Raw genomic sequence first — 24,209 nt, 5'->3', positions numbered from 1 at the left:
GATGTCCGGTTTTTTATTTGAATTTAAACAGAGATGTCAAAATAGGGGATATTTGTTAAAATGGACATGTCAGTAAAAGAAGGGGGAAACGCAGGATGCGAAAAATGTTGGGAATGATTCTGATGCTCACGTTATTAAGTGCATGTGGAAACTCTGCAGCAAATAGCGGCAAAGGGGAAGTGCCTGAGTTATTAAAAGTAAAGCTCACAGGACCTGAGCAAGTGGAGAAAAATGAAAGCGTTATAGTAAAAGCAGCTGTCACATACGGTGATACGCCTGTTGATGATGCAGATGATGTTCAATTTGAAGTGTGGAAAGATGGCGACAAGGATAACAGCAAGATGATTCAGCCAAAGAAAGAAAACAAGGGTGTATACGAATTGCACACAGCCTTCAAAAAAGATGGCCTTTATATCATACAAGTCCATGTGACAGCTAAACAGCAGCATAATATGCCGAAAACGAACATCCACGTAGGTGAGGTGAAAAAAGAGAGTTCATCTACTGAAGAAGAAGAAACCTCACATCATTAAAAGCGGATTTATTTTGGATTAGGACGTTGATTTGGTTCTGCATCCTGTGGTGAATCGACTTTATGCTTATATTCATAAGCCTTCGATGTCGTCCACAATGATAAAAAGACAACGATTGAGATAATGATAAAGCTGATAATCCCAAGTAACAGCATCTAACTCCCTCCTTATTTCCATATTAACATATATTTCATGCAGTCAAAATAGAAGAAATTGACGGCAGGTTTCAGTATAATAAGAAAAGGGTATTCTCATACTAAACGCAATTACATAAGGAGGAATAAATATGTCTGAACAATTATTAAACGTCGTCAATAAACAAGTAGCTGATTGGACTGTGCTTTACGTGAAATTACATAACTATCATTGGTATGTAAAGGGGAAAGATTTCTTTACACTCCATGAGAAATTTGAGGAACTATATACAGAAACAGCTACATATATTGATGATTTGGCTGAGCGTATGCTTGCTTTAAATGGACAGCCTGTTGCGACAATGAAAGAGTGCTTAGAAATTTCCAGCATTCAAGAAGCAGAGGGCAAAGAATCAGCGGAGCAAATGGTGAAAAATCTATATGATGATTTCTCCAATATCGCTGAGGAATTAAAGCAAGGAATGGAGCTGGCTGCAGAGGTTGGCGATGAAACTACAGGTGATATGCTGCTTGCGATTCATCAATCCATTGAAAAACACAACTGGATGCTTAAAGCATATTTAGGATAATACACGTATGTGAAAAGAATGTCGGTCATAAATAGACCGACATTCTTTTTTATTGGAATCGGGACAGACAGCCCATTGAAATCATAGGGCTTTCAGCCGAAGAGAAAAGAGAAGGGAGGGAAGAAGATGTCTTCTATTGCAGGAATGATGAGTCAGCAAGTAGCGAGCATTCAAAAGACACTCAATATTAGTTTGTTGAATTCACAGCTTGCTACGAATACAGCACAAGCTATGGTGATGCTGGATCAAGTGCAGCAGCAGCCTCAAGCTGTTCAGCCAAAGGATTCAGATGCTTCATTTATTGATGTCAGAGTCTAAAAAGAGAAGCCGCCTCATGGGGCGGCTTTTTTTGGTTTCATTCGTCTCCCTGAGGACATAACAGCGCCTTTATTTTTTGTCGTCCAAGCTATTGCGAGAATTCGGCATATACTATTGAGGTAAGGAGTTCCACTTTGAAAGGATGTTGATGCCAAGTGAGCAAGGATTTAGGCATCTTTTCGTTGGTTACAGTGAGTTTGTCGGCGATGGGCTTTCTGTTTGGTGGAGCAGGATATTTACTGATGATTTTAGTGACGTTGATGGCTATTGAATTAATTTGTTCAAGCCTAAGAGAATCTTTGACTGGGCAGCTCACAATGAAGCGGTTTTTTACGCGGCTTGTTCGAAAGATCGTGACAGTCTCCTTAATATCGATGGCGCATTTCTTCGATGTCATGCTGAAGACAAATGGGACGATTAAGGATTTAGCGATCATCTTTTATATTATTTATGAATCTTACCAAATCGTCTCGACAGCCAGAGCCCTTGGAGTTCCCATTCCACAGTTGTTTATTGATGTATTGGACATGTTGAAAAATAAATTGCGCAAAAAGCCGTAATTTCCTCATATCTGGTCATACTAAAGGAAAAAGGATGATTCAGATGGCGAGACACACGTACTATGTATCCGTACAAGATGGATCGATATCGCAGCATAGAGATGCAGCGGCTTGGCAATTTCAAATAGAAGCAGATGATGATCAAATTTTGCAGCTGAGAGACTATTTCGATGAACAGTATATGACAGATTGGAAAGGCTTCTTTCGGGCGCATGTTCCGTTTCTTGAATATCATTATGATAGTCCAAATGATGAAATGGATAGAAAAAGAAAAGAGATTTACACAATGATTTATGAGCTCGGCAATGAAGAGACAAGGAGCTTTATTGAGACAAATGGTTTGATGAATTGAAAAAGCATGTAGAGATTCTCTACATGCTTTATTTTCGCGGTTGTAAAATGCCTCCGATCAAATCGCTGATCCCGCCGCCTCTATTTTCTTGCTGTGAATTGGTGAACTCATGAGAGGAGCTCTGGCTCTGAGGTTTGTAGCGATTATCATCTAAGCCCACCCGTAACCCAGATGTGCGCTCAGATGGCTGGATAATGACGATTTGATCTTGTTCCTGGAACTCAAATAAGTAGGATTCGCCAGATGTTTGTCCAATGAAAGTCTTCCAGTTCACATCTAGTTTGACCTTCGGTGCTTTGCCTGTCCAAGCAACAATTGCGTCAGGGTCTACACGGCAGGGGGCTTTTAAAATGAGCGGATTTCCATTCGTTTTGATGGCGACTTGCGCTCCGTGCCCTTGATAAGAGAGTTTTGATGTAAACAGTCCTTTCTGTGATAAAATACCAACGCCTACTGGTGTGACGCCGTAATGGCATTCCTCAGTAAAGGCAAGTAAATCTTCACTTTCTACACTTACATGCTGCCAAGGACCGCTTGGCTCAAGGTTAATCACTGTTACATGCTCGCTTGCATCCGCCAAGTAGCAAGTACCTTGTCCACTCACTTCCATCATCTCAAGGTTCTCCCCTGTGAATTTCCTGCTGATATGGTTAAATACTTGGCTGACCATATTTCCTTTATTCGTTCCAAGTAATCGCTTGCGGTATTGGAAACTTCCTTGATCCGCAATCATGGCGCCTTTTTTGGCAAAAAAGATTCCGCTGCCTTCTGCTTGTAAGGTAAGTTCTTCTATTGTGTTGAAATGAAATCCCATAGGTGCCGGCTCCTTTCCTGCGTCAAGATGTAAATCCGTAGATGCGGCATAAATCATTTAAATCTAGAGTAGTCCCTTGCCCGGTCGCGGTGATTTTCCATTCCTCCTGATCTCTTGTGAGTTCAGCGCATATAATGGATGTACAATACGAATAATCCTCTGTTAACTGAAAGGTACAAATCTCTTGCTGCGAGATTTGATCCGTAAGTCGCACGTAGGCATTGGTGACTTGTCCAAAATGATGCTGGCGTTCGTGTGCATCATGTATCGTGGCTGTGACGACAATTTTATGAATATCAGGTGAGACTCTGCTTAATTGCATAATAATCATTTCATTGTCTCGATACCCTCCGCCAAATTGATGATCACCAAGATGACGCACAGCTCCATCTAAGCTTTGCTGCTGGTGATAATAGATCAGATGCTTAGGAGACAACAGCTTGTCCTCTTCATTTAAAAGAAACACTTGCGTATCTAAATCAATTGGCTGACCAGCAAGGTCCCAGCCAAGCCCGATATGAATTTGGTCGACCGCTGGATTGTCTTTTGTTAAATCTAACTTTTGCCCTTTCACGAGGTGTTTCTTGATCACCTCATGGGGTGCGTTTTGTTTTGACCCATTTTTTATACTCATGCTGATTTCCTCCTCGTTGTCATAGGACAAACACTGATTCATTTACGTCATATAGGGATAAAAGGTTTCATGATTAAAATTGGGTGAAGTTGGAGATGATAAAAAGGTTTTAGAAACAATACCTCATTTTAGATAAAGACGAGTTGGAACCACTCGTTTGTTTCACTTTTGATAAAAATTCTTCAGATAAATGTGATCTGTGGTATGATGTTTTACAAGAAGCAAGGACAGGATATGAGGGATTTCACATGCATGTATTTAAAGACTATTATCATAATACGGTCAAGCTCTCTTTTGAGGAGAAGCCTTTTTCAAGTCATCCTAAGCATGTTTGGGCCATCTGCCGCTACCAAGGGAAATGGCTGCTCACTGAACATGAGGATCGGGGCTATGAGTTTCCAGGAGGGAAAGTTGAGCCGGATGAAGAAGCAGACCAAGCCGCTATACGGGAGATTCAAGAAGAGACGGGTGCTGTTGTTCGTGAATTAACGTATATTGGTCAATATCAGGTGCTGGGCAGAGAAAAGGTCATTGTCAAGAATATTTATTTCGCTGATATTGAAAAGCTAGTGAAGCAAGACACGTATTTTGAAACGAAAGGACCCGTTCTTTTCGCAGACTTGCCAAGATCCATCGCAAAAAATAAGAATTTCAGTTTTATTATGAAAGATGATGTGTTAAGACGAAGTCTTGCTTATTTAGAAAAGAACGGTTTGATTCGTTAAAAAAAGCGCAGGGTGACAATCCCTGTGCTTTTTATTTTTGAAGAAAACGGCGTTCGAGCCATTCCACAAGCTGGTACATGATGGTCGCAAATACGGCAATAATGAAAAGACTTAAGAACACGAGTGTAAAGTTGAAGACTTGAAAACCGTAAATGATCATGTAGCCGAGCCCTTTTGAGGAAACAAGAAATTCCCCTACGATAACCCCAACCCAAGAAAGGCCGACATTGACTTTGATCGCAGAAATCATCGTTGGAATACTAGCTGGCAAAATGACCTCGCGAAAGACGACGCTTTTTTTCGCACCAAAGGTTTTCATCACCTTTAAATAATTCTCATCGACCTCTTGAAAGGCTGTATATATGACGATCGTCGTAATGATTACACTAATGATTGCGCCCATGGCAACGATGCTGATCATGCCAGGCCCAAGGGCAACAATTAAAATCGGGGCGAGGGCAACTTTTGGCATGGCATTTAAAATGACTAAATAAGGATCAAGAACGTTTGCCAGGCGGGTGGACCACCATAAGGCGGCAGCGAGCAAAATGCCGCAAAAGGTACCGAGTAGAAATCCGAGCACCGTTTCAAATAATGTAATACTCATATGATTCATTAAAGATCCATCGGATATTTTTTGTACAAACAATTGGCAGACTGCTGATGGTGAACTAAATATCAGTGGATCGATAAGACGAAAATGACTGGCAAGCTCCCAAAGCGAAAAGAAGCTGGCGAAAATAATGAACTGATAGATTCGGGTCATGCGTTTTTCCATTCGGTATTTTTTGCGATAGGCTTCATGTAAAAGGTCACTGTGTTTCAACGGTTTTCAGCTCCTTCCAAATCGTTTGAAAGAGCTCTTGGAAACTCTGGGTCTGTCTTGCTTCGAAAGGAGAAAGAATCCTAAGATCATCTGGAACGGTAAAAATTCGCTTGATTGAGCCAGGATGCTTAGAGAATAAGAAAATGCGGTCACTCATCGCAATGGCTTCGCCAATGTCATGTGTCACAAGGACCGCTGTTTTTTGATAGTTTTTGAGTGTATGAAAGACGAGATCCTCTAAAGTGAGTTTGGTTTGATAGTCTAGAGCTGAAAAGGGTTCATCTAGTAAAAGCAGACCGGGATTCACTGCAAGCGTTCGGGCGAGAGCCGCACGCTGCCTCATACCGCCTGACAGCTCCTTCGGGTATTTTTCCTCTACATCATGAAGGCCAAGCTTAGGCAGTAAGCCAAGAGCGGCGGAGGTGGCTTCATGTGAATCTTGCTTGGTAATTTTTAACCCGAGAATGATATTTTCCTTGATGGTTTTCCAAGGAAACAAATAATCTTGCTGGAGCATGTAGCCGATTTGATGCTCTTTTTGATTCGGTTCTTTTCCTTCGATTAAAATTCGGCCTTCAGAAGGCGGCGTTATTCCTGCAATGATAGACAGCAGGGTGGTTTTTCCGCAGCCGCTGGGACCAATAAATGAGATAAATTCTCCTTGGTCTATCTCCATATTGATGTGCTGTATGGCCGTTGTTTTTTCTTTTAAAGAGAAGTACGTGTGGGTCACATGGTCAATTTGAAGGAAAGACATGTGCTACCTCCTATTCTATTTGTGTTCTGTGACCTTCTTTGCAATGGATGAATCGACAAGTTGTTTGTACGGGATAAATTTCGGCAATTCATCGCTCTCCTTCATGATTTCCTGCAATTTGTTCCATTCCTCTTCATTCAGAAGGGGATCTGCTGCATAGGAGTCCTGCTGTTTGTAGCGTTTAATGGCAGTTGATAAAACATCAAGTTCTGTGTCAGGAAAATGAGATTGAATGGTTTTGGCAATCTCCTCCGGCTGCTTGGCTTCTACCCATTTCTGCGCTTTGTAAATGGCGCGAGTGAAGGCTTCAGCTGTCTCTTTGTTTTCCTCTAAGTAACTCTTCTTTGCCATGAAGGTGGTATACGGCACCTTTCCGGAAGCCTCTCCAAAGGAGGCGGTAATGTACCCTTTGCCTTCTTTTTCAATTAAGGATGCTGTCGGTTCGAATAACTGCACAAAATCGCCAGTTCCAGAGGAGAAAGCGCCTGAAATGTTGGCAAAATCAATATTTTGAATCATGCGGAGATCCTTTTTTACATCAATGCCTTCCTTTTTCAGGACATATTCACCGACCATTTGCGGCATGCCGCCTTTCCGCTGTCCAAGAAAGTCTTTTCCTTTTAATTGATCCCAAGAGAATTCGCTCACTTTCTCCCTTGAAACAAGAAATGTACCGTCTGTTTGTGTCAGCTGTGCAAAGTTGATGACAGAGTCTTTTGTGTCTTGAGCCTCTACATAGATAGAGGATTCAGATCCGGTCAGGGCGATATCTGCACCGCCGGATAAGAGAGCTGTCATCGTTTTATCACCGCCCCAAGTCGTTTTTAATTCAACCTCTAGCCCTTCTTCTTTGAAGAAATCCTCAGATAAGGCAACATATAGCGGAGCATAAAAAACCGAATGGGTCACCTCGGCTACTTGTACGGTCTGCTCTTGTTCTTTTTTACAGGCGACAAATGGAATAAAGAGCAGGACAACGACGATGAATGCCAGTCTGACTTTGATGGAACGATTCAAGAGTAATTCGCCTCCTTTGTTCTAGATCACTAATTAAAGTATGTCAAAAGGGATTTTTGGTGAGTGCCTAGATGAAAATAAGAAGCGCATTGTTTATTTATAGAACGTGTCTTTTTTTCTATACTAGAAGCATGAATACTTTCTTGAATTTGGAAGAAATAAAGGGGCGGTTTCGTGTATAGAGTGAGTTGGGTATTTCTTGGATGGTATTTAGTAGGGCTCATATTAATGGTCTCTTTTGAAGTGCCAGCATGGCTTCAGTTTGCAAATGGCATTTTCCTTGTGCTGTATGCCTGCTGTGTGATAGAGATTGGGCGAAATATTTATGGGGCATGGGGGGGTGTGATCAAAAGGGCAGCCGTTGTCGGGGTGCTGACATTTACGGTTGAATGGGTTGGGATCACAACCGGTTTTCCTTTTGGGGCCTATGACTATTATCCGACGTTAGGTTTTCTAGTGGGAGGGGTGCCTTTAACCATTGCTTTTGCATGGGTTGGTGTGTTTTTAAACAGCCTTTTTTTATCCAATCAGCAGTCGAAATGGAAACGAGCAGTCGAAACGGGGATATGGATTGTCTTGCTTGACCTCATATTAGACCCAGTAGCGGCTGAACGGAAATTTTGGGTGTGGTATGACGGCGGCGCTTTTTATGGTATTCCTTTTGAGAATTTTGTGAGCTGGGGTATGATTGGAGCAGGACTTTCCTTTCTCTTCCCACTTGTTCAGATTGATCAAAAGGCTCTGAGCTGGACGAGCCGTATTTATCAGGCAATGGTGTTCTTTTTTGGTGTGCTGGCATTAAAGGGCGGGCTCGATGTCATTTTTTATTTAGCACTGATCATTGTTATTTTGTGTGAAGGAAGGGTTCAATTTGAAAGAAAGCGACAAAAGCCGATCGTTTAGACGTATATTTTCTCTTTATCTTGAGCGGTATTTACTTCATAAACATTTCCGCTGCGTGATGATGAAAGGCACTGTGGATCCAAACGAGAAGCTGCCTGTTCTTTATATCGCCAATCATAGCTCATGGTGGGATGGACTGATCATCTTTCTTTTAACAGAAAAAGCGTCCGAACTCGATCACTATATGATGATGGAGGAGAAACAGCTGAAGCAATATGCCTTTTTCCGAAAGCTTGGTGCCTTTCCGGTTCAGAAAGAGAATCTGAAAAGTGTGAAGCAAGCATTAATGACGGCAAAAGAGAACATGCAGGCTGGCAGGGCTGTATGGCTTTTTCCACAGGGGAAAATCATGCATCAGGATATGCGGCCGCTTGAATTGGAGGGCGGGGCTTCATTTTTAGTGAGACAATTTGAGCAAGTCGTGGTGAAGCCTGTGACCTTGCATTATACATTTAATCAATTTCAAAAGCCGACAGTATCTGCTGTGTTTGGTGAAGATACCTTAGTATCTGGCGGAGAATTTCGAAGCAAGGACGTGACGCATCTGCTTAGAGATCTGCTTGAAACGCAGCTAAATACACATCAAGCACAGGTCATCGCAGATCCTGATTTTTCAACTAATCAAGAATTTAGACAGATGACAAGGACAAGTCAATCAACAAGTGATGCGTTTGATTCCTTTAAAAAGTGGGTGAAAACATGGTGGTCTTCTTAACCGTAATCAGTGTACTCTTGCTCTGTCAGTTTATTTTCACCATATGGAATATGAGGCATCTTCCTGTTTTAAAGCCAGCACCCTTTTCGCCGGGTGAACCTATTTCGTTATCAATTCTGATTCCAGCGAGAAATGAGGAAAAACGAATAGAAGCCTGTCTTCAGTCGATCGTTGATCAACGTCTTTACCCGAAAGAGCTCATCGTCCTTGATGACCATTCGACAGATCAGACACGAGCGCTGGTAGAGCGATTCGCAGAAACATATCCGTGGATCCGAGTCCAGTCAGGTCAGCCATTAAAGCGGGGCTGGCTTGGTAAATCATATGCCTGTTCTCAGCTCGCAGAGGCAGCAGATTCTGACTGGCTGCTATTTTTAGATGCGGATGTCCGGTTAAAAAAAGGGGCAGTTGAATCAGTATACAAGCAGTTATGTATGCAAAAAACGGGCATGCTGTCAGGTTTTCCAGAACAAAAAACAGGTACATTTTTTGAGCATCTTGTCGTTCCTATGATGATGTTTACCATTGGCTGTCATCTGCCAGTGAAATGGGTAAGAAAATCTAAGAACCCCGCTTTTGCCGCAGCACATGGCGGTTTTATGGCCATTGAAAAGAATTGTTATCACGACATTGGCGGGCATGAAGCGATTAAGGATTCACTCGTTGATGATATGGCCTTGGCTAGGCGGGTGAAGAAAAAAGGCTTTCCGTTCACACTTGCAAGCATTCATCCATTTGTGTATATGAGAATGTATGAAAGTGGACAAGAGGTTTGGGAAGGTTACCGGAAAAATTTATTCCCAGGTGTGAATCGAAGCATTGTTTTGTTAAGCAGTGTCTTTTGTTTATACACCCTCCTTTATTTGGTTCCTGTCATTTGTTTCATGATCGCATTGTTTCAGCTGGATGTTTTGAGCATATGCTTAGCGATTCTTTGTTATGGGCTGGGTGTGTCGATTAAAGCGGCAATAGATACTGAAAATGGGAGGACATCTGCGATGGCTTTTTTATTGCCGGTCAGTATTTTAAGCCTGATCGCCATTGGCTTTGCTTCTATGAAAATCGGTCTGAAAAAAGAAGGGTATGAATGGAAAGGGAGAAGGTACGAATGAAAAAAGTGATCATCATCGGCGGCGGACTTGGCGGATTATCAGCCGCGATCCGTCTACAGTCACGCGGGGTTCAGGTCACCATTTTAGAAAAAGAAGCGGCTTTAGGCGGGAAATTGCAGCGCCATCACGAGGCAGGCTACTCTTTTGATTTAGGACCGAGTACCATTACAATGAAGGCCTATTTTGAAGAAGTGTTTACAGCCTGTCATAGACGGATGGAGGATTATGTGACCTTTTATCCGATTTCTCCGCTGACCAAAAATATTTTTTCAGATGGCCATACGGTCGAGTTTACGCCGAATATTGAGCAAATGGAATCACAAATTGCTGCATTCAGTCCTGAAGATGCGAAGCAATACCGCGCATTTTTGCAGGAATCAAAGACGCTTTTTCAAAAGGCAGAGGAGCAGTTTTTAAATCGTTTGTTATTGAGCTGGAAGGATAAGGCGGATGTAAAGCTGATGAAAGCACTTCTCGCTGTCAAACCATTCACATCGGTTCAGCGCCTGCTGCGTCAATATTTCCGTCACCCCCATACATTGGCGATGTTTGGACGATATGCCACTTATATTGGCTCTTCTCCCTACGAGGCGCCGGCTATTTTTAACATGATGGCATATTTAGAAGGAGAGAAAGGGATTTATGGAATACAGGGCGGTACATATCGTCTAGTTGAGGCATTTGAGACACTGGCAAAAGAATTAGGCGTTCAGATTTACCTCAATGAACGAGTGAACAAGATTCATGTGAAGGATCGGCGGATCAAAGGAGTTGAGACGGATCAGCAGATGTATGAGGCAGATCAAGTCATTGCAGGAGCAGATGCGCTGACTGTATACCGTCATCTCATAGATGAAAAAGACCGTCCTCGTTTTTTAAATCAAAAACTGTCTGGCATTGAACCGTCGTTGTCGGGCTTTGTTCTCTTATTAGGGCTACCTAAAGTCTATGAACAGCTGGTCCATCACAATGTGTTTTTCCCTGAGGATTATGAGCAAGAATTCAAGGATATTTTTCAGAAAAAACAATTGCCTCAAGACCCGGCGCTATACATATGCTATTCAGGCCATTCAGAACCAGCTTTAAGCGGAGGACCGGGAAGAAGCAACCTGTTTGTACTGGCCAATGCACCTTATGTGACAAAAGAGCAAGATTGGGACATGCTAAAGGAGACATATCGTCAGCATGTAAAAAACAAATTAATGGAAAAAGGTCTTTTTGATTTGGATGAGCTTATCGAATATGAAGCGGTTCAAACCCCGCTCGATCTGCAGCAGAAAACGGGGGCATATCGTGGAGCCATTTATGGCATGTCTTCAAACTCGTTCAAACAGGCATTCTTTCGCATCAATAATCAGTCAAAGGACATTGAAGGACTTTGGTTTGTTGGTGGAACAAGTCATCCAGGCGGCGGCACGCCGATGGTGACAAAATCAGGCCAGCTTGTCGCAGAAGCGATATTGAAGCAATGGACGTAATCAAAGGTGAAAAGGAGAGAAATCGAGTGTTTGTGGAAAAAAGAAGGTTTCCGTCGCCCCATCCGCATATTCACTTATATACAGTGACCTATGAGGCAGATGGACTTCGGATGAAAGGCCTGCTCGCTGAACCAGCCGGGGAAGGTTTCTACGACGGCTTTTTGTATTTACGAGGCGGCATTAAAAATGTGGGGATGGTCAGACCTGGCCGGATTGTGCAATTTGCCGCACAGGGCTTTGTCGTCTTTGCTCCCTTTTACCGGGGAAACCAGGGAGGCGAAGGGAACGAAGATTTTGCCGGAGAAGATCGAAAAGATGCGTTCGCTGCCTTTCAGCTGTTAAAACAGCACAAAAAAGTGAAGAAGGACCGCATTCATATTTTTGGTTTTTCGCGAGGAGGTATTATGGGCATCTGGACCGCTGTTGAAATGAAACAGGAGGCAGCTTCCTTTGTCACATGGGGAGGCGTCAGTGACATGAAACTGACTTATGAAGAGCGTGTGGATATGAGACGGATGATGAAACGTGTGATTGGCGGTCCGCCGCATAAGGTGCCAGAGGCATATGAGAACAGAACCCCTTTAAATGATGTGGACAAAATTGAAGCACCTGTCCTTATCATCCACGGAGAAGAGGATCAAAATGTATCGATTGAGCATGCGTATTTGTTAGAAGATGCGCTGCGCCAGCACGGAAAGTCCGTGGAGACGTGGTATTTCCACGGATACAACCACTATTTCCCGCCGCAGCATAATCGAGAAATTGTGAGAAGGCTGACTACATGGATGCACAGCCGAAAAAGCGGAAATGTGGTAAAATAAGCAGTATAACGAAATATAGAAAGTAGGGGGATTTTCATTATGGGAATGCCTGTTGAATTTAATACAATGATTGTCACAAAGGGAAAAGAGACAAGAATTGAAGAAAATGTATTTGAACTCATGAAGGATGGATACCGCATTTATCCATTAAATATTCCACTTGAGGTGCGCAAAACGAAAGACGGAGAAAAAACAGGGACAGCACATGTTGAAAAGCTGGAACTGACAGACAATGTCACGAAGGTGACGTACCGTCTTGTGTCATTGCATTCAACAAACTAAAAAAGCTGAGGGATTTTATTCTCCTCAGCTTTTTTCATTTGGTTATACGAGTGGACCGCCTTTGGCTTCAATGTCACTTGCCGCGTGGCTGAATTTTTGGAAGTTCTTTTTAAATTCATTGGCAAGGAAGTGTGCTTTTTCTTGATAAGCCTCTTGGTCATCCCATGTTTTAGCAGGTTGAAGCACTTCATCTGGTACACCAGGAATATGAAGCGGGATGTGTAAGCCAAAGATGTCATCAGTAATCATCTCGGCATTGTCAAGGTCACCTTCGATTGCTGCCTGCACCATTGCTCTTGTATGAGCGAGATTCATTCGTTTGCCTGTACCGTAGCCTCCGCCAGTCCAGCCTGTATTCACAAGGAATACTTTTGCACCGTGCTCATCAATCTTTTTGCCAAGCATTTCAGCATAGACGTGAGCTGGAAGCGGAAGGAATGGTGAACCGAAGCAAGTAGAGAATGTCGTTTCAGGTGATGTGACACCGCGCTCAGTTCCAGCTAATTTACTTGTGTACCCGCTCAAGAAATGGTACATTGCCTGCTCTTTTGTTAAACGGCTGATTGGAGGTAAGACGCCAAACGCATCAGCTGTTAAGAAGACAATGGCAGATGGATGTCCTGCGATACTTGGTTTCACGATGTTATCAATCATTTCGATTGGGTAAGCAGCGCGTGTATTTTCAGTAAAGAAGGTATCATCATAATCCGCTTCACGTGTTTCTTCATCAAGCACAACGTTCTCAAGAACTGATCCGAAGCTGATCGCTTTGTAGATCTGAGGTTCTTTTTCTTCACTTAAGTTCACACATTTCGCATAGCATCCGCCCTCGATATTGAAGACCCCTGTGCCAGACCAGCCGTGCTCATCGTCTCCGATCAGCTTGCGGCTTGCGCTTGCAGAAAGCGTCGTTTTCCCAGTACCTGAAAGCCCGAAGAATAAGGCTACATCGCCTTCTTGACCTACGTTTGCTGAGCAGTGCATGGATAAAATGTCTTGCTCAGGAAGCAGGTAGTTCATCACAGAGAAAATGGACTTTTTCATTTCTCCTGCATATTCTGTTCCACCGATAAGAATCGTGCGTTTTTCAAAAGAAACGATGATAAACGTTTCAGAGTTTGTGCCATCTGTTGCAGGATCTGCTTTAAAGTGCGGTGCAGATAAGATGGTGAAAGGTTTTTCGTTTGAAGAAGGTGTTGACCCGTCAGGTCTGATAAATAGCTGCTTGGCAAAAAGATTGTGCCATGCGAATTCGTTTACAACTGTAATCGGCATACGATATCTTTCATCAGCGCCTGCAAATCCTTCAAAGACGAATAGTTCATCACGTTCTTTTAAGTATGACACAACCTTTGTATATAAACGGTCAAATGCTTCTTTGGAGATCGGCTGGTTGACTTGACCCCAATCGATTTTATGTTCAGAGCTTTCTTCTTTGACGATAAATTTATCTTTAGGCGAACGTCCTGTGTAGGCTCCAGTTGTAGCGCGGACAGCTCCAGTTGATGTTAAAACGCCTTCATTACGTGCCAAAATCTTTTCAACAAGTTTCGGAACAGATAAATTTTGGTGCGTATTTTCTAATGAGAGCAATGACTGCAAATCTTCTTTTAAATCCACTGAGTTCATAAAAAAACCCTTCCTTTACCGTTGAATTTGTTTGTTTCGATTAGTATAACACATTAATAATAATAGTCTATACTATTTAAAAATTTTTGTGTGTGTTTTTTCATTTCTGCTATGAAAATATGCTTTTTGGTGATGCTAATGGTGAGGAGAAAAAAGAGGGAGATAATTCTTATGAAGCATTGACATGACGCAAGGGTTTAAGATAAGATATCTTATTGAACGGATACTCTTATCCCGAGTTGGTGGAGGGACAGGCCCGATGAAGCCCAGCAACCGGTTTCTTATTTAAAAGGCATGAAAATGCTGAGAAACCAAGGTGCTAACCTGATGCAAGGTACAAGAACACCTTGAGCGATAAGAGTGAAAGGCATGCGATCTCAGACCCTTTCCTCGCAATGAAGGAAATGGTTTTTTTATTTTTGGGATATCATATGAACAAATTGCCAATAACATCTCTAATATAAACGTTTTCAAATATAAGAGGGAACGAGTTCCGTATCATATTGGAGGCCTCATCTTGGGATGATGTGGTCTTGTACAGGAGGAAATAGCCATTATGAGTCAAAATCGTCGTTTATTTACTTCAGAATCAGTGACAGAAGGACATCCGGATAAAATCTGTGATCAAATTTCAGACAGCATTTTGGATGAAATTTTAAAGAAAGATCCAAATGCACGTGTTGCCTGTGAAACTTCTGTTACAACCGGTCTCGTATTAGTAAGCGGTGAAATTACAACGTCTACTTATGTCGATATTCCAAAGACGGTGCGTGACACAATTAAGGAAATTGGCTACACACGTGCGAAATATGGTTTTGATGCGGAAACATGTGCGGTACTTACATCAATTGATGAACAGTCTGCTGATATTGCGCAAGGTGTAGACAAAGCGCTTGAAGCACGTGAAGGAACAATGACTGAAGAAGAAATTGATGCGATTGGTGCAGGTGACCAAGGATTGATGTTTGGTTTTGCCAACAACGAAACCGAAGAGCTCATGCCGCTGCCAATTTCACTAGCGCATAAATTATCTCGCCGTTTAACAGAAGTACGCAAGAATGAAACACTTGCATACCTTCGTCCAGACGGAAAAACACAAGTCACAGTTGAATATGATGAGCAAAACAAACCAGTTCGTATTGATACAGTGGTTATTTCTACGCAGCATGCACCAGAAGTGACGCTTGAACAAATTCAAAGTGACTTAAAAGAGCATGTCATCAGTCCTGTCGTTCCAAGTGAACTGATTGATGAACAGACAAAATACTTCATTAACCCAACTGGCCGTTTCGTGATCGGTGGACCTCAAGGGGATGCTGGTTTGACTGGACGTAAAATCATCGTTGATACGTATGGCGGATACGCTCGTCATGGCGGCGGTGCTTTCTCAGGTAAGGATGCAACGAAGGTTGACCGTTCTGCGGCATATGCTGCTCGTTACGTAGCGAAAAACATCGTAGCTGCCGGCCTTGCAGATTCTTGTGAAGTACAGCTTGCTTATGCAATTGGTGTAGCACAGCCTGTATCGATTTCAATTGATACATTCGGGACAGGAAAAGCTTCAGAAGAAAAATTAATTGAAGTGGTTCGTGCAAACTTTGATCTTCGTCCAGCTGGCATTATTAAAATGCTTGACCTGCGCCGTCCGATCTACAAACAAACAGCTGCATACGGACATTTCGGCCGTCACGACTTAGATCTTCCGTGGGAAAAAACGGATAAAGCCGATACACTTCGCAAAGAAGCATTGGGACAATAACAACATAAAAAACCGCTTATTTTAAGCGGTTTTCCTTTTGATTAAAAAAAAAATCTTCAAAAAGCGAAAAAATGTGAAACAAAATCGGACAAAATACTGTCTAATTATAGGTCTACTTTTAAGAAATAACATAACGTGGAGGCAATAATATGTGTGGGTTTGTTGGTGTATTTAATCACCGTCCATTGTCCGAAACTACTGAACAGGAAGAGCTAATTAAACAAATGAATCGTCTCATCGTTCATCGTGGTCCGGATGATGAGGGTTACTTTCATGATGAGCATGTAGGATTTGGATTTAGACGTTTAAGTATTATAGATGTTGAGCACGGAAAGCAGCCGCTTTCTTATGAAGATGAAAAGTATTGGATTATTTTCAACGGAGAAATTTATAACTATGTGGAGCTGAAGGAAGAGCTTGTGAAAAAAGGCTATACGTTCAGCACAGATTCTGATACGGAAGTACTTCTTGCTACATACCGTCATTATAAAGAAGAAGCGGCTTCTAAGCTTCGCGGTATGTTTGCATTTTTAATTTGGGATAAAGAAGCGCAATTGTTATATGGCGCAAGAGATCCTTTTGGCATCAAACCGCTTTATTTTACACAAATGGATGAGCAAGTGTACTTTGCGTCTGAACGCAAAAGCTTAATGGCAGTGAACGAGAACATTTTATTTGATGAGACTGCTTTGCAGCAATACATGTCATTCCAGTTCGTACCTGAGCCAAATACACTTGATCAAAAGGTGCACAAAGTAGAGCCAGGTCATCAGTTTACTTTACGCCCAGGACAGGAGATTGAATTTAAGACTTACTGGAAAGTTCAATTCAAGCCTGAGCAAACACAAGAACAGAAGCTGATTGAAGAAGTACGCGATGCAATCTATGATTCTGTGAAAGTTCATATGAGAAGTGATGTTCCTGTTGGTTCATTCCTATCAGGTGGTATCGATTCTTCTTTCATCGTATCTGTTGCAAAGGAATTTCATCCTGAGCTGAAGACGTTTTCTGTTGGTTTCCAGCAGGATGGCTTTAGTGAAGTTGATGTAGCGAAGGAAACGGCTGATAAGCTGGGCTTACAAAACTTCAGTGCGGTAATTTCTCCTGAGGAATATATGAATGAGCTTCCGAAAATTGTTTGGCATTTAGATGATCCTTTAGCTGATCCGGCGGCGATTCCATTGTATTTCGTGGCAAAGGAAGCGAAGAAACAAGTGACGGTCGTTCTTTCTGGTGAGGGAGCAGACGAGCTGTTCGGTGGATATAATATTTACCGTGAGCCGCTTTCTCTTAAACCATTTGAATCTGTTCCATCTATGCTGAAAAAGCTTCTTCTTCGTCTGGCGCGCTTAATGCCAGAAGGAATGAAAGGAAAAAGCTTTATCGTCCGCGGCTGTACACCATTAGAGGAACGTTATATCGGTAATGCGAAAATCTTTGAAGAGCCAGTAAAGAAAAACCTCTTAAAGCAGTATGATCCGAACATTACGTATCGTGATGTGACGAAGACATACTTCGAGGAAAGTGCAGGCTACAGTGATATTAACAAAATGCAATATGTTGACATTCATACGTGGATGCGCGGGGACATCTTACTGAAAGCAGATAAGATGACAATGGCGAATTCTCTTGAGCTTCGCGTTCCTTTCCTTGATAAGGTCGTATTTGAAGCGGCTTCTAAAATTCCAGAAGAGCTGAAAACAAAAGATGGCACAACGAAATATTTATTGCGTAAAGCAGCAGAAGGCATTGTGCCTGACCATGTGTTAAACCGCAAGAAGCTGGGCTTCCCTGTTCCAATTCGTCATTGGCTGAAAAATGAGATGAACGCTTGGGCGAAAGACATCATTAAAAACAGTCAAACTGACGAATATATTAACAAAGCGTATGTGCTTGATTTATTAAATGAACATTGTGCTGGTAAAGCAGATCATAGCCGTAAGATTTGGACCGTCCTGATCTTTATGATTTGGCACAGCATTTATGTTGAGCGCAGTATTGATCCAGAGCAATTGAATCATCAACCAAAAGAAGTCATCTTTAGTTAATGAAAAAGGGTTTTCAGCTTTGTGCTGAAAACCTTTTTTCATGATAGAAAGTGGCGGAAAAGGGTAAAATAACAAGCGGTTCATAGTTATTGCTTAATATCCTGAAAAAAACGTGATAAAGTGAAGATACACGTATGATGTTAACGAGATAAAAGGGAACGATAGTATTGTCCTTTTTCTACATATTCTCTGCGGATTCGGTCCATGTCTTGAATATCTTCATCTGTTAACAGCCGAACGACTTTGGCTGGACGGCCAAAAGCGAGTGATCCTTTTGGGATGACCTTTCCTTGAGGGACAAGACTTCCTGCACCGATAAAGGCGCCTTCGCCAATCTCCGCACCATCGAGAATGATGGAACCCATGCCAATGAGGGCATTTTTTCGAATGATTGAGCTATGTAATGTGACTTGGTGTCCAATAGTAGCACCATCTTCAATAAGAAGTGTTTTTCCAGGACTTTGATGCAGGCACGATAAATCTTGAATGTTGACGTTCTTTCCAATTCTCACAGGTGCAACATCGCCTCTGATGACGGTTTGAAACCATACGCTCGAATATTCTCCAATTGTGACATCACCGGTAATGGTGGCGTTATCTGCGACAAAAACCGATTCATGAATCTCAGGTGTAAACTGATGATATGGATAAATCACTTTTTCGACTTCCTTTCTTAATACAACATTTGTGAGGTGTTTCCTTTGTGGACTTGGCATGCTGAAAGACCAGTTGGTACAATTGTCATTGTACATGGTGCGAGTGAATATCACGGCCGATATAAATGGCTGATTGAAATGTGGCGGAATGCAGGCTATCACGTCGTCATGGGTGACTTGCCTGGACAAGGCACATCGACACGTGCGCGAGGCCACATTCGTTCGTTTCAAGAATACATTGATACAGTCGATGAATGGATCGAACATGCGAAATCATTCAGGCTTCCTACTTTTTTACTTGGACACAGTATGGGTGGACTCATTTCAATTGAGTGGATGAAGCAGTATACCCATACGAAGTTGAATGGCCTTATTTTATCATCACCTTGTTTAGGTCTGCAATTTAAACCGAAGAAGCTGATGGATTTTGCGTCAAAAGGTCTAAATGTGCTGGCACCGTCTTTTAAAGTGGAGTCAGGGCTGTCGATTGAACTAGCCACACGAAATCAGGCGGTCATTGAGGCAGACTCAAATGATTCTCTTTACGTGACAAAGGTGTCGGTTCGTTGGTATCGAGAGCTGATCAAAAATATCGATGCGGCAATGCAGCCGACGAATGTCTTTAAATCGATCCCGCTCCTTTTAATGCAGGCGGGTGATGATAAGATCGTCGATAAAACGAGGGTGATTAAATGGTTCAATGGCATAGAATCAACCAATAAATCATACCGTGAATGGGAAGAGCTGTATCACGAAATTTTTAATGAACCAGAAAGAGAAGATGTGTTTAAGGCGGCAAGAGCCTTTACAGATCAATATATTTGATTGTGAGCTTTAAGTTGGGGGTGGAGTGATTTGTCAGTACCAGAGCGTCCTTTTGCACTGATGACAAAGGTGTATAAAGATATTTTTCCGCTTGTTCATCAGGAGCTGAAAAAGTGGCGGGCTCATGCCGAAATGATTGAAAATGAAGAACTGAGAACGCAGGCACTAGCGAGCATATCGAGTAAAACGTTTCACTGTGAAGGCGGAGGCATTTTATCTCTTCTAGCAGGTGAAGAGAAAGAAACGTGTATTGAATTCATTGTGGCGTATCAAACCATTAGTGATTACTTAGATAACCTATGTGACCGCAGCACGTCGCTTGATCCAAAGGATTTCCATATGCTGCATCAGGCGATGAGAGATGCGCTTGATATTCATGCTGAGCTCAAGCCATACTATCAGTTCCGTGATGATCAAGAGGATCATGGATATTTACATGCGCTTGTCCGCACATGTCAAGACGTGCTTACGCGCGTTCGGCATTATCCGATCATTCAGCCATATTTACACACGCTGTGTGATTACTATAGTGACCTGCAAGTACATAAGCACGTCGTTCCTCATGAACGTGTGCCAAGATTAGAGTCGTGGTTCCGTCAATATGAAAAGGATTTGCCGAAGATGGAATGGTATGAGTTTTCAGCTTGTGCGGGATCAACGTTAGGGATATTCTGTCTTGTGGCGTATGCGCTGCAGCCTGATTTTACAGAAAAGCAGGCGAAGCAAATTTACGAAAGCTATTTCCCTTATATTCAAGGTCTGCACATTTTACTCGATTATTTAATAGACCAAGAAGAGGATCGGCTTGGGGGAGATCTGAACTTTTGCTCATACTATGATTCTCATCATGAGATGATGGATAGACTTCAGCATTTTATCGAAAAAGCGGATGAGCAGCTGAAAGGTATTCCGCATGAAAACTTTCACAAATTGATTAACAGAGGATTACTGGCGGTCTATTTGTCCGATGAAAAAGTGACAGCCCAAAAAGAGATGAACAAGCTGGCAAAGCGGCTGATCAAATCAAGCGGGAAAACATCGTTCTTTTTCTATATTAACGGAAGAGCCTATCGGACCTATCAGAAAATGCCTTGGATGAAATCATCATAAAAAAGCTCAAATCCATTAGGATTTGAGCTTTTTTTCAATGGCGACCACAAACGGCGGGTCGTTTTGAATATTCATGTATTGATATGATAAAACTTGTACCTCTTCATGAGGCAGGGATCTGCAATAGTCGAGAAGCACTTCTTTTTCTCTTTTTCCTTCGGGATGTCCATGGTAGATCACAAGGACGATTAGACCTCCGGGTTTGAGCCATTCGAGGAGCTGCTTGATCGATTCAATGGTTGTATGAGCCTGAGTGGTAACGGCTTTATCGCCTCCAGGCAAATACCCAAGGTTAAACACTGCACCAGATATATGTCCATAAACATCCTTCGGAAGATGATCCGCCAGTTTTTCATGTCCATCATGGATCAGGTGAACGTAAGGATATTGACCGCCAAGCCTTTTGCTTGTCTGCTGCAAGGCTTCCTCTTGCACGTCGAATGCAAACACTTGTCCATCAGTTCCTACAAGGTCCGCTAAATAGAGTGTATCGTGGCCGTTGCCCATTGTTGCATCTATAACGATGTCGCCTTTTTGACAAGCGCGTTCTAACAGCTCTTTACTAAAAGGAAGCATGCGTTTCAAAATCATTTTGCTGCTTCTTCCAATCTGACGAAACGTTTCCCTTGGTAGCTGTTACGTCTTTCGAGCTCAGCATTAATGGCATTGAGCACTTCCCACTTGTTAACACTCCACATTGGACCAACCATTAATTCAATTGGGCCGTCGCCTGTAATACGATGAATAATCATTTCTGGCGGCAGAATCTCCAGCTGATCACAAACAAGCTGAACATATTCCTCCTGGCTTAAAAACTCAAGCTTTCCTTTTTCATATTGCTTGACCATTGGGGTTCCTTTTAAAAGGTGAAGCAAATGAATTTTAATTCCCTGCACATCTAAATCCGCAACAGCTTTTGCTGTTTCCATCATCATGTCTCGGTTTTCAAGAGGCAATCCATTGATGATATGTGAGCAGACACGAATTCCGTGTTTTCTCAGTTTTTCTACACCTTCAACGTAGCATTCATAATCATGAGCACGGTTAATGAGCATAGCTGTCCGTTCGTGTACCGTTTGAAGACCAAGCTCTACCCATAGGTAAGTGCGTTCGTTTAATTCGGCTAAATACTCCACTACGTCATCCGGCAGACAGTCAGGTCTTGTTGCAATGGATAGACCTACGACACCATCCAGATTCATAACGGTTTCATATTTTTCTTTTAGGACAGGTAGCGGAGCGTGTGTGTTTGTATACGCCTGGAAATACGCCATGTATTTTCCGTCTTTCCATTTTGTATGCATCCGGTCTTTGATTTCGTTAAATTGAGTGATGAGATCATCAGCCCGGTTTCCTGCAAAATCACCAGATCCAGCGGCACTGCAAAATGTACAGCCGCCGTGGGCTACAGTACCATCACGGTTTGGGCAGTCAAAGCCGCCGTCTAAGGCTACTTTAAATACTTTATGACCAAAGTGTTCACGCAAATGGTAGTTCCATGTGTGATAACGTTTTTCACTGTTTGAATATAAAAAAGGGTTATGCTGATCCAAGTCAGTAACCTCCTTGCATAATAATAGGCATCCTTAAAGTTTAACAAAAATCACGAAGGAGGACAATTGAATCTGTCCAACATTTTCTTTAGTGAAAAAGCGTTACATGGGCAAAATAGGCGGGAGCGATGATGAAATGGAGGGAATGTAAGATGGCAACAAGGCAGTCGATCGATGAATTTATCCAAAAAAGTACGGAAACCCTTGAGTTTGCAAATGAACAATTTGATTTGAGCTCACGTCAGGAACATTATAATGAGGAAGAGTTTTCAAAAGCACAGCTCATGCTTGAGAATACGGTCAACGAATTAGAAAAATTAAAAGATGTCGCCAATGACCAGCAAAGAGAACGGTTAGACAGGGCGCGTGTTCAAATTCAGAGCTTGCAAAACCAAATGATTTTAGGGATTTCCTACGATAATGAATGATGAACAGATCCTTCTTTTAAGGGTCTGTTTTTTATTTTTTGGATGTTTTCGCAAAGATTGTTGTTTTGGATATATATTTGTAATTGGTTTTATTCTGTTAAAATATGTTCTATAAAGAAATTGCAAATATCTTTAATCAAGGGGGTAGAAAAAATGTTGGAGACTCTTCCTAATTGGTTTTGGGCATTATATTACTTGTTTTTCTTAGCAACATTAGGAACTGCAATATTCAGTGTTGTGAAAAATAAACATAGGGGATTGTCCATTCTAACCATTGTATTTACTGTTACAATACCGATTATTAGCCTGATAAATAGCATTGGTAGAGTAGAAGAAATGAATGAATTTGAACACTTATTTAGTCAATTGCAACAGGGTGAAGTTTGGTCTATCTTTACAGTTATAGGCTATATATTTTTATTAGTATGGTGGGTGCTAATCCTGTTCAAAAGCAAGTCCAAAAACCAAGCAATAGTATCTAATTAAAACCTTGTAGAAACCTTAATATTCGGGGTCTTTTATTATGCACTTCTCAACATCTCAACTGTACAATAATTAGATTTTTGACACGCTAAAACAAGCATTTGCTCTACTCATTTTTCAAATGCTAAATTCTTTTCCTTATCAAGCCATCGGAACCAGTAGAGGTAGTTGTCCAAATATTTTGTTGCAACTCCTTGGGAACGCTCCATCCATTTTTTGGGCGATTGTGAAAGTTATTAACGTGTTGAATGTGGTAAATCCCCTTCTTACACGCTGTTTTTGACGCTCATTGACTGTTTCATGTTGTAATCCTGTTACTTGGCGAACTTTTTATAATTTGTTGCTGTATCAGTGCATAACAAAGCAGAAGGGTGAATATACTCACCCTTCTGCTTTAACACGACCTGTTCCTGCCTTACAAGCAATTACACTTCCATTACGGTCTTGTGCTACGACAACAGATTTTAAGGTTAGAAATACCTCCCTTTTCGTCCTTTTCTCCACGCTTTTTGGCTTTTCTATGGGTGATTTCTCGCCCCTTCATAGACTCACGAAAGAAAGGTTCATCATTTACAACGATACCTTAAAGTTGATTAAATCCGAAACTGCCTGATGCGTTCAAGATTTTATGTCTCCAATAAAATGCGGTGGAAATGTGTTTTTTAAAGCGTTTATAACCCTCAACCATTAGTTCAATGTATTTTACCCATTTTTCTTGATAACGAGAGCCTGAGAATGATGTGTTGGTCATATCAATGAAGGATTTTCCACAATCGTTACACAGATAGCGTTGTCTTGAGCGATATTTCCCGTTCCGTTTAATGGATGTACTACCGCAATGAACACACCCTAAACCAGAAGCAAATTTGGCTTCACGAATGCTTTTAAGTAGTTTCGTAATTTTATCTGGTTCGTCTGGAAACAAGTCTTGTTTCATTGCGTTAACAAGGCTATTTGCTCTGATTTGGTTAAATCGCTGAACTCTTCATAAACATTTACCCACATACTTAAAACGCTTCTCGAATGCCCATTGTAATAACCTTTTAACAGTATAATCAAGGAAAGCAACAATCTTTACGAAACAGCCTATTTTTTCTAGAGTCTCTTGACTTTTCAATTAAGTGTCTATATTGTATTAAGTGTACTA

Annotated in this window: 28 protein-coding genes, 1 pseudogene and 1 riboswitch; of the genes and pseudogenes, 18 read left to right on the top strand and 11 right to left on the bottom strand. The window is 41.8% G+C overall.

Annotated elements, in window-relative coordinates; genetic code table 11:
• The first annotated feature begins 95 nt into the window (after nt 1-95).
• Nucleotides 96-533, top strand: a complete 438-nt coding sequence (locus tag NSU13_RS13935) for a FixH family protein (RefSeq protein ID WP_061109515.1) — start codon at nt 96-98, stop codon at nt 531-533.
• Nucleotides 534-541: 8 nt separating this feature from the next.
• Here the strand turns inward: NSU13_RS13935 and ytzI are convergent, their stop codons facing one another.
• On the bottom strand, nt 542-688 hold the full coding sequence (gene ytzI, locus NSU13_RS13930; protein ID WP_003217544.1) for a YtzI protein: 147 nt from the start codon (nt 686-688) through the stop codon (nt 542-544).
• Nucleotides 689-819: 131 nt separating this feature from the next.
• Here ytzI and NSU13_RS13925 point away from each other — a divergent pair, with 131 nt between their 5' ends.
• The 4 genes from NSU13_RS13925 (at nt 820) to NSU13_RS13910 (ending at nt 2,487) form a co-directional block, all read left to right on the top strand.
• Nucleotides 820-1,257, top strand: a complete 438-nt coding sequence (locus NSU13_RS13925; protein ID WP_024424926.1) for a Dps family protein — start codon at nt 820-822, stop codon at nt 1,255-1,257.
• A 126-nt stretch (nt 1,258-1,383) separates the two neighbouring features.
• Nucleotides 1,384-1,575, top strand: a complete 192-nt coding sequence (locus tag NSU13_RS13920) for a hypothetical protein (protein WP_024424925.1) — start codon at nt 1,384-1,386, stop codon at nt 1,573-1,575.
• A gap of 155 nt (nt 1,576-1,730) precedes the next feature.
• Nucleotides 1,731-2,135, top strand: coding sequence for a phage holin family protein (locus NSU13_RS13915; RefSeq protein ID WP_034279395.1), 405 nt, complete (start codon nt 1,731-1,733; stop codon nt 2,133-2,135).
• A 43-nt stretch (nt 2,136-2,178) separates the two neighbouring features.
• Entirely contained in the window at nt 2,179-2,487 is a 309-nt protein-coding gene (locus tag NSU13_RS13910) for a hypothetical protein (RefSeq protein WP_024425787.1), read from the top strand.
• 28 nt (nt 2,488-2,515) lie between these two features.
• Here NSU13_RS13910 and NSU13_RS13905 read toward each other — a convergent pair whose 3' ends face one another.
• The gene (locus tag NSU13_RS13905) at nt 2,516-3,301 is read right to left on the bottom strand and encodes an AIM24 family protein (RefSeq protein ID WP_024424922.1); all 786 of its coding nucleotides are present in this window, start codon (nt 3,299-3,301) and stop codon (nt 2,516-2,518) included.
• A 22-nt stretch (nt 3,302-3,323) separates the two neighbouring features.
• On the bottom strand, nt 3,324-3,935 hold the full coding sequence (locus NSU13_RS13900; RefSeq protein ID WP_046312174.1) for a TerD family protein: 612 nt from the start codon (nt 3,933-3,935) through the stop codon (nt 3,324-3,326).
• 248 nt (nt 3,936-4,183) lie between these two features.
• Between NSU13_RS13900 and ytkD the strand changes: the two genes are divergently transcribed.
• Nucleotides 4,184-4,660, top strand: coding sequence for an RNA deprotection pyrophosphohydrolase (gene ytkD, locus NSU13_RS13895; RefSeq protein ID WP_034279403.1), 477 nt, complete (start codon nt 4,184-4,186; stop codon nt 4,658-4,660).
• A 31-nt stretch (nt 4,661-4,691) separates the two neighbouring features.
• Here ytkD and NSU13_RS13890 read toward each other — a convergent pair whose 3' ends face one another.
• From NSU13_RS13890 to NSU13_RS13880, 3 genes are read right to left on the bottom strand one after another with little or no spacing between them, the layout of a single operon-like run.
• Nucleotides 4,692-5,486 carry an ABC transporter permease gene (locus NSU13_RS13890; protein WP_024424919.1) on the bottom strand — a complete coding sequence of 265 codons (795 nt, stop codon included), beginning with the start codon at nt 5,484-5,486 and terminating at the stop codon, nt 4,692-4,694.
• Nucleotides 5,473-6,243, bottom strand: a complete 771-nt coding sequence (locus tag NSU13_RS13885) for an ABC transporter ATP-binding protein (RefSeq protein ID WP_202738705.1) — start codon at nt 6,241-6,243, stop codon at nt 5,473-5,475. The genes NSU13_RS13890 and NSU13_RS13885 overlap by 14 nt, the downstream gene beginning before the upstream one ends.
• Before the next feature lie 15 nt (nt 6,244-6,258).
• On the bottom strand, nt 6,259-7,260 hold the full coding sequence (locus NSU13_RS13880; RefSeq protein ID WP_202738706.1) for an ABC transporter substrate-binding protein: 1,002 nt from the start codon (nt 7,258-7,260) through the stop codon (nt 6,259-6,261).
• A gap of 174 nt (nt 7,261-7,434) precedes the next feature.
• Between NSU13_RS13880 and NSU13_RS13875 the strand changes: the two genes are divergently transcribed.
• The 6 genes from NSU13_RS13875 to NSU13_RS13850 are packed head-to-tail and all read left to right on the top strand — an operon-like array spanning nt 7,435 to nt 12,571.
• Nucleotides 7,435-8,163 (top strand): carotenoid biosynthesis protein, encoded by a 729-nt coding sequence (locus NSU13_RS13875; RefSeq protein WP_342489575.1) that lies wholly within the window; start codon nt 7,435-7,437, stop codon nt 8,161-8,163.
• Entirely contained in the window at nt 8,132-8,878 is a 747-nt protein-coding gene (locus NSU13_RS13870; protein ID WP_326149166.1) for a lysophospholipid acyltransferase family protein, read from the top strand. Before NSU13_RS13875 ends, NSU13_RS13870 begins: the two co-directional genes overlap by 32 nt.
• Entirely contained in the window at nt 8,863-9,990 is a 1,128-nt protein-coding gene (locus tag NSU13_RS13865; RefSeq protein WP_342489574.1) for a glycosyltransferase, read from the top strand. The genes NSU13_RS13870 and NSU13_RS13865 overlap by 16 nt, the downstream gene beginning before the upstream one ends.
• Nucleotides 9,987-11,468, top strand: coding sequence for a phytoene desaturase family protein (gene crtI, locus NSU13_RS13860; RefSeq protein WP_342489573.1), 1,482 nt, complete (start codon nt 9,987-9,989; stop codon nt 11,466-11,468). Before NSU13_RS13865 ends, crtI begins: the two co-directional genes overlap by 4 nt.
• Nucleotides 11,469-11,494: 26 nt before the next feature.
• Nucleotides 11,495-12,289, top strand: coding sequence for a prolyl oligopeptidase family serine peptidase (locus NSU13_RS13855; protein WP_342489572.1), 795 nt, complete (start codon nt 11,495-11,497; stop codon nt 12,287-12,289).
• 39 nt (nt 12,290-12,328) lie between these two features.
• The gene (locus NSU13_RS13850; protein ID WP_025092385.1) at nt 12,329-12,571 is read left to right on the top strand and encodes a DUF2584 domain-containing protein; all 243 of its coding nucleotides are present in this window, start codon (nt 12,329-12,331) and stop codon (nt 12,569-12,571) included.
• Between the two features lie 42 nt (nt 12,572-12,613).
• Here the strand turns inward: NSU13_RS13850 and pckA are convergent, their stop codons facing one another.
• Nucleotides 12,614-14,200, bottom strand: a complete 1,587-nt coding sequence (pckA, locus tag NSU13_RS13845; RefSeq protein ID WP_024424910.1) for a phosphoenolpyruvate carboxykinase (ATP) — start codon at nt 14,198-14,200, stop codon at nt 12,614-12,616.
• A 226-nt stretch (nt 14,201-14,426) separates the two neighbouring features.
• Nucleotides 14,427-14,561: riboswitch (SAM riboswitch) on the top strand.
• A 195-nt stretch (nt 14,562-14,756) separates the two neighbouring features.
• On the opposite strand from pckA, the gene metK reads away from it, so the two are divergent.
• Nucleotides 14,757-15,959, top strand: a complete 1,203-nt coding sequence (gene metK, locus NSU13_RS13840; RefSeq protein WP_024424909.1) for a methionine adenosyltransferase — start codon at nt 14,757-14,759, stop codon at nt 15,957-15,959.
• A 149-nt stretch (nt 15,960-16,108) separates the two neighbouring features.
• Nucleotides 16,109-18,007, top strand: coding sequence for an asparagine synthase (glutamine-hydrolyzing) (gene asnB, locus NSU13_RS13835; RefSeq protein WP_046312154.1), 1,899 nt, complete (start codon nt 16,109-16,111; stop codon nt 18,005-18,007).
• 140 nt (nt 18,008-18,147) lie between these two features.
• Here the strand turns inward: asnB and NSU13_RS13830 are convergent, their stop codons facing one another.
• Nucleotides 18,148-18,663: a gamma carbonic anhydrase family protein gene (locus NSU13_RS13830; RefSeq protein ID WP_024426216.1), complete on the bottom strand. Its 516-nt coding sequence runs from the start codon at nt 18,661-18,663 to the stop codon at nt 18,148-18,150.
• 45 nt (nt 18,664-18,708) lie between these two features.
• On the opposite strand from NSU13_RS13830, the gene NSU13_RS13825 reads away from it, so the two are divergent.
• Entirely contained in the window at nt 18,709-19,488 is a 780-nt protein-coding gene (locus tag NSU13_RS13825; RefSeq protein ID WP_024424906.1) for an alpha/beta hydrolase, read from the top strand.
• Between the two features lie 30 nt (nt 19,489-19,518).
• A complete protein-coding gene (locus tag NSU13_RS13820) occupies nt 19,519-20,598 on the top strand; it encodes a tetraprenyl-beta-curcumene synthase family protein (protein ID WP_024424905.1) in 1,080 nt (359 codons plus the stop codon).
• Between the two features lie 15 nt (nt 20,599-20,613).
• On the opposite strand, the gene NSU13_RS13815 is transcribed toward NSU13_RS13820, so the two are convergent.
• Together NSU13_RS13815 and NSU13_RS13810 are read right to left on the bottom strand one after the other, a co-directional pair.
• Entirely contained in the window at nt 20,614-21,189 is a 576-nt protein-coding gene (locus tag NSU13_RS13815) for a class I SAM-dependent methyltransferase (protein WP_041107355.1), read from the bottom strand.
• Nucleotides 21,186-22,151, bottom strand: coding sequence for a TIGR01212 family radical SAM protein (locus NSU13_RS13810; RefSeq protein ID WP_017358356.1), 966 nt, complete (start codon nt 22,149-22,151; stop codon nt 21,186-21,188). Before NSU13_RS13810 ends, NSU13_RS13815 begins: the two co-directional genes overlap by 4 nt.
• Before the next feature lie 152 nt (nt 22,152-22,303).
• On the opposite strand from NSU13_RS13810, the gene NSU13_RS13805 reads away from it, so the two are divergent.
• Nucleotides 22,304-22,579, top strand: a complete 276-nt coding sequence (locus tag NSU13_RS13805) for a YtzC family protein (RefSeq protein WP_024424902.1) — start codon at nt 22,304-22,306, stop codon at nt 22,577-22,579.
• Between the two features lie 153 nt (nt 22,580-22,732).
• On the top strand, nt 22,733-23,065 hold the full coding sequence (locus NSU13_RS13800) for a hypothetical protein (protein ID WP_034622631.1): 333 nt from the start codon (nt 22,733-22,735) through the stop codon (nt 23,063-23,065).
• A gap of 35 nt (nt 23,066-23,100) precedes the next feature.
• On the opposite strand, the pseudogene NSU13_RS13795 reads toward NSU13_RS13800, so the two are convergent.
• A pseudogene (locus NSU13_RS13795) lies at nt 23,101-24,067 on the bottom strand (IS1595 family transposase).
• Nucleotides 24,068-24,209: the final 142 nt, after the last annotated feature.

The sequence above is a fragment of the Bacillus sp. FSL M8-0049 genome, from assembly GCF_038593355.1.
Classification (GTDB): domain Bacteria; phylum Bacillota; class Bacilli; order Bacillales; family Bacillaceae; genus Bacillus; species Bacillus safensis.
The sequence above is the reverse complement of the archived record's forward strand: the minus strand, read 5'-3'. Positions and strand labels throughout refer to the sequence as shown.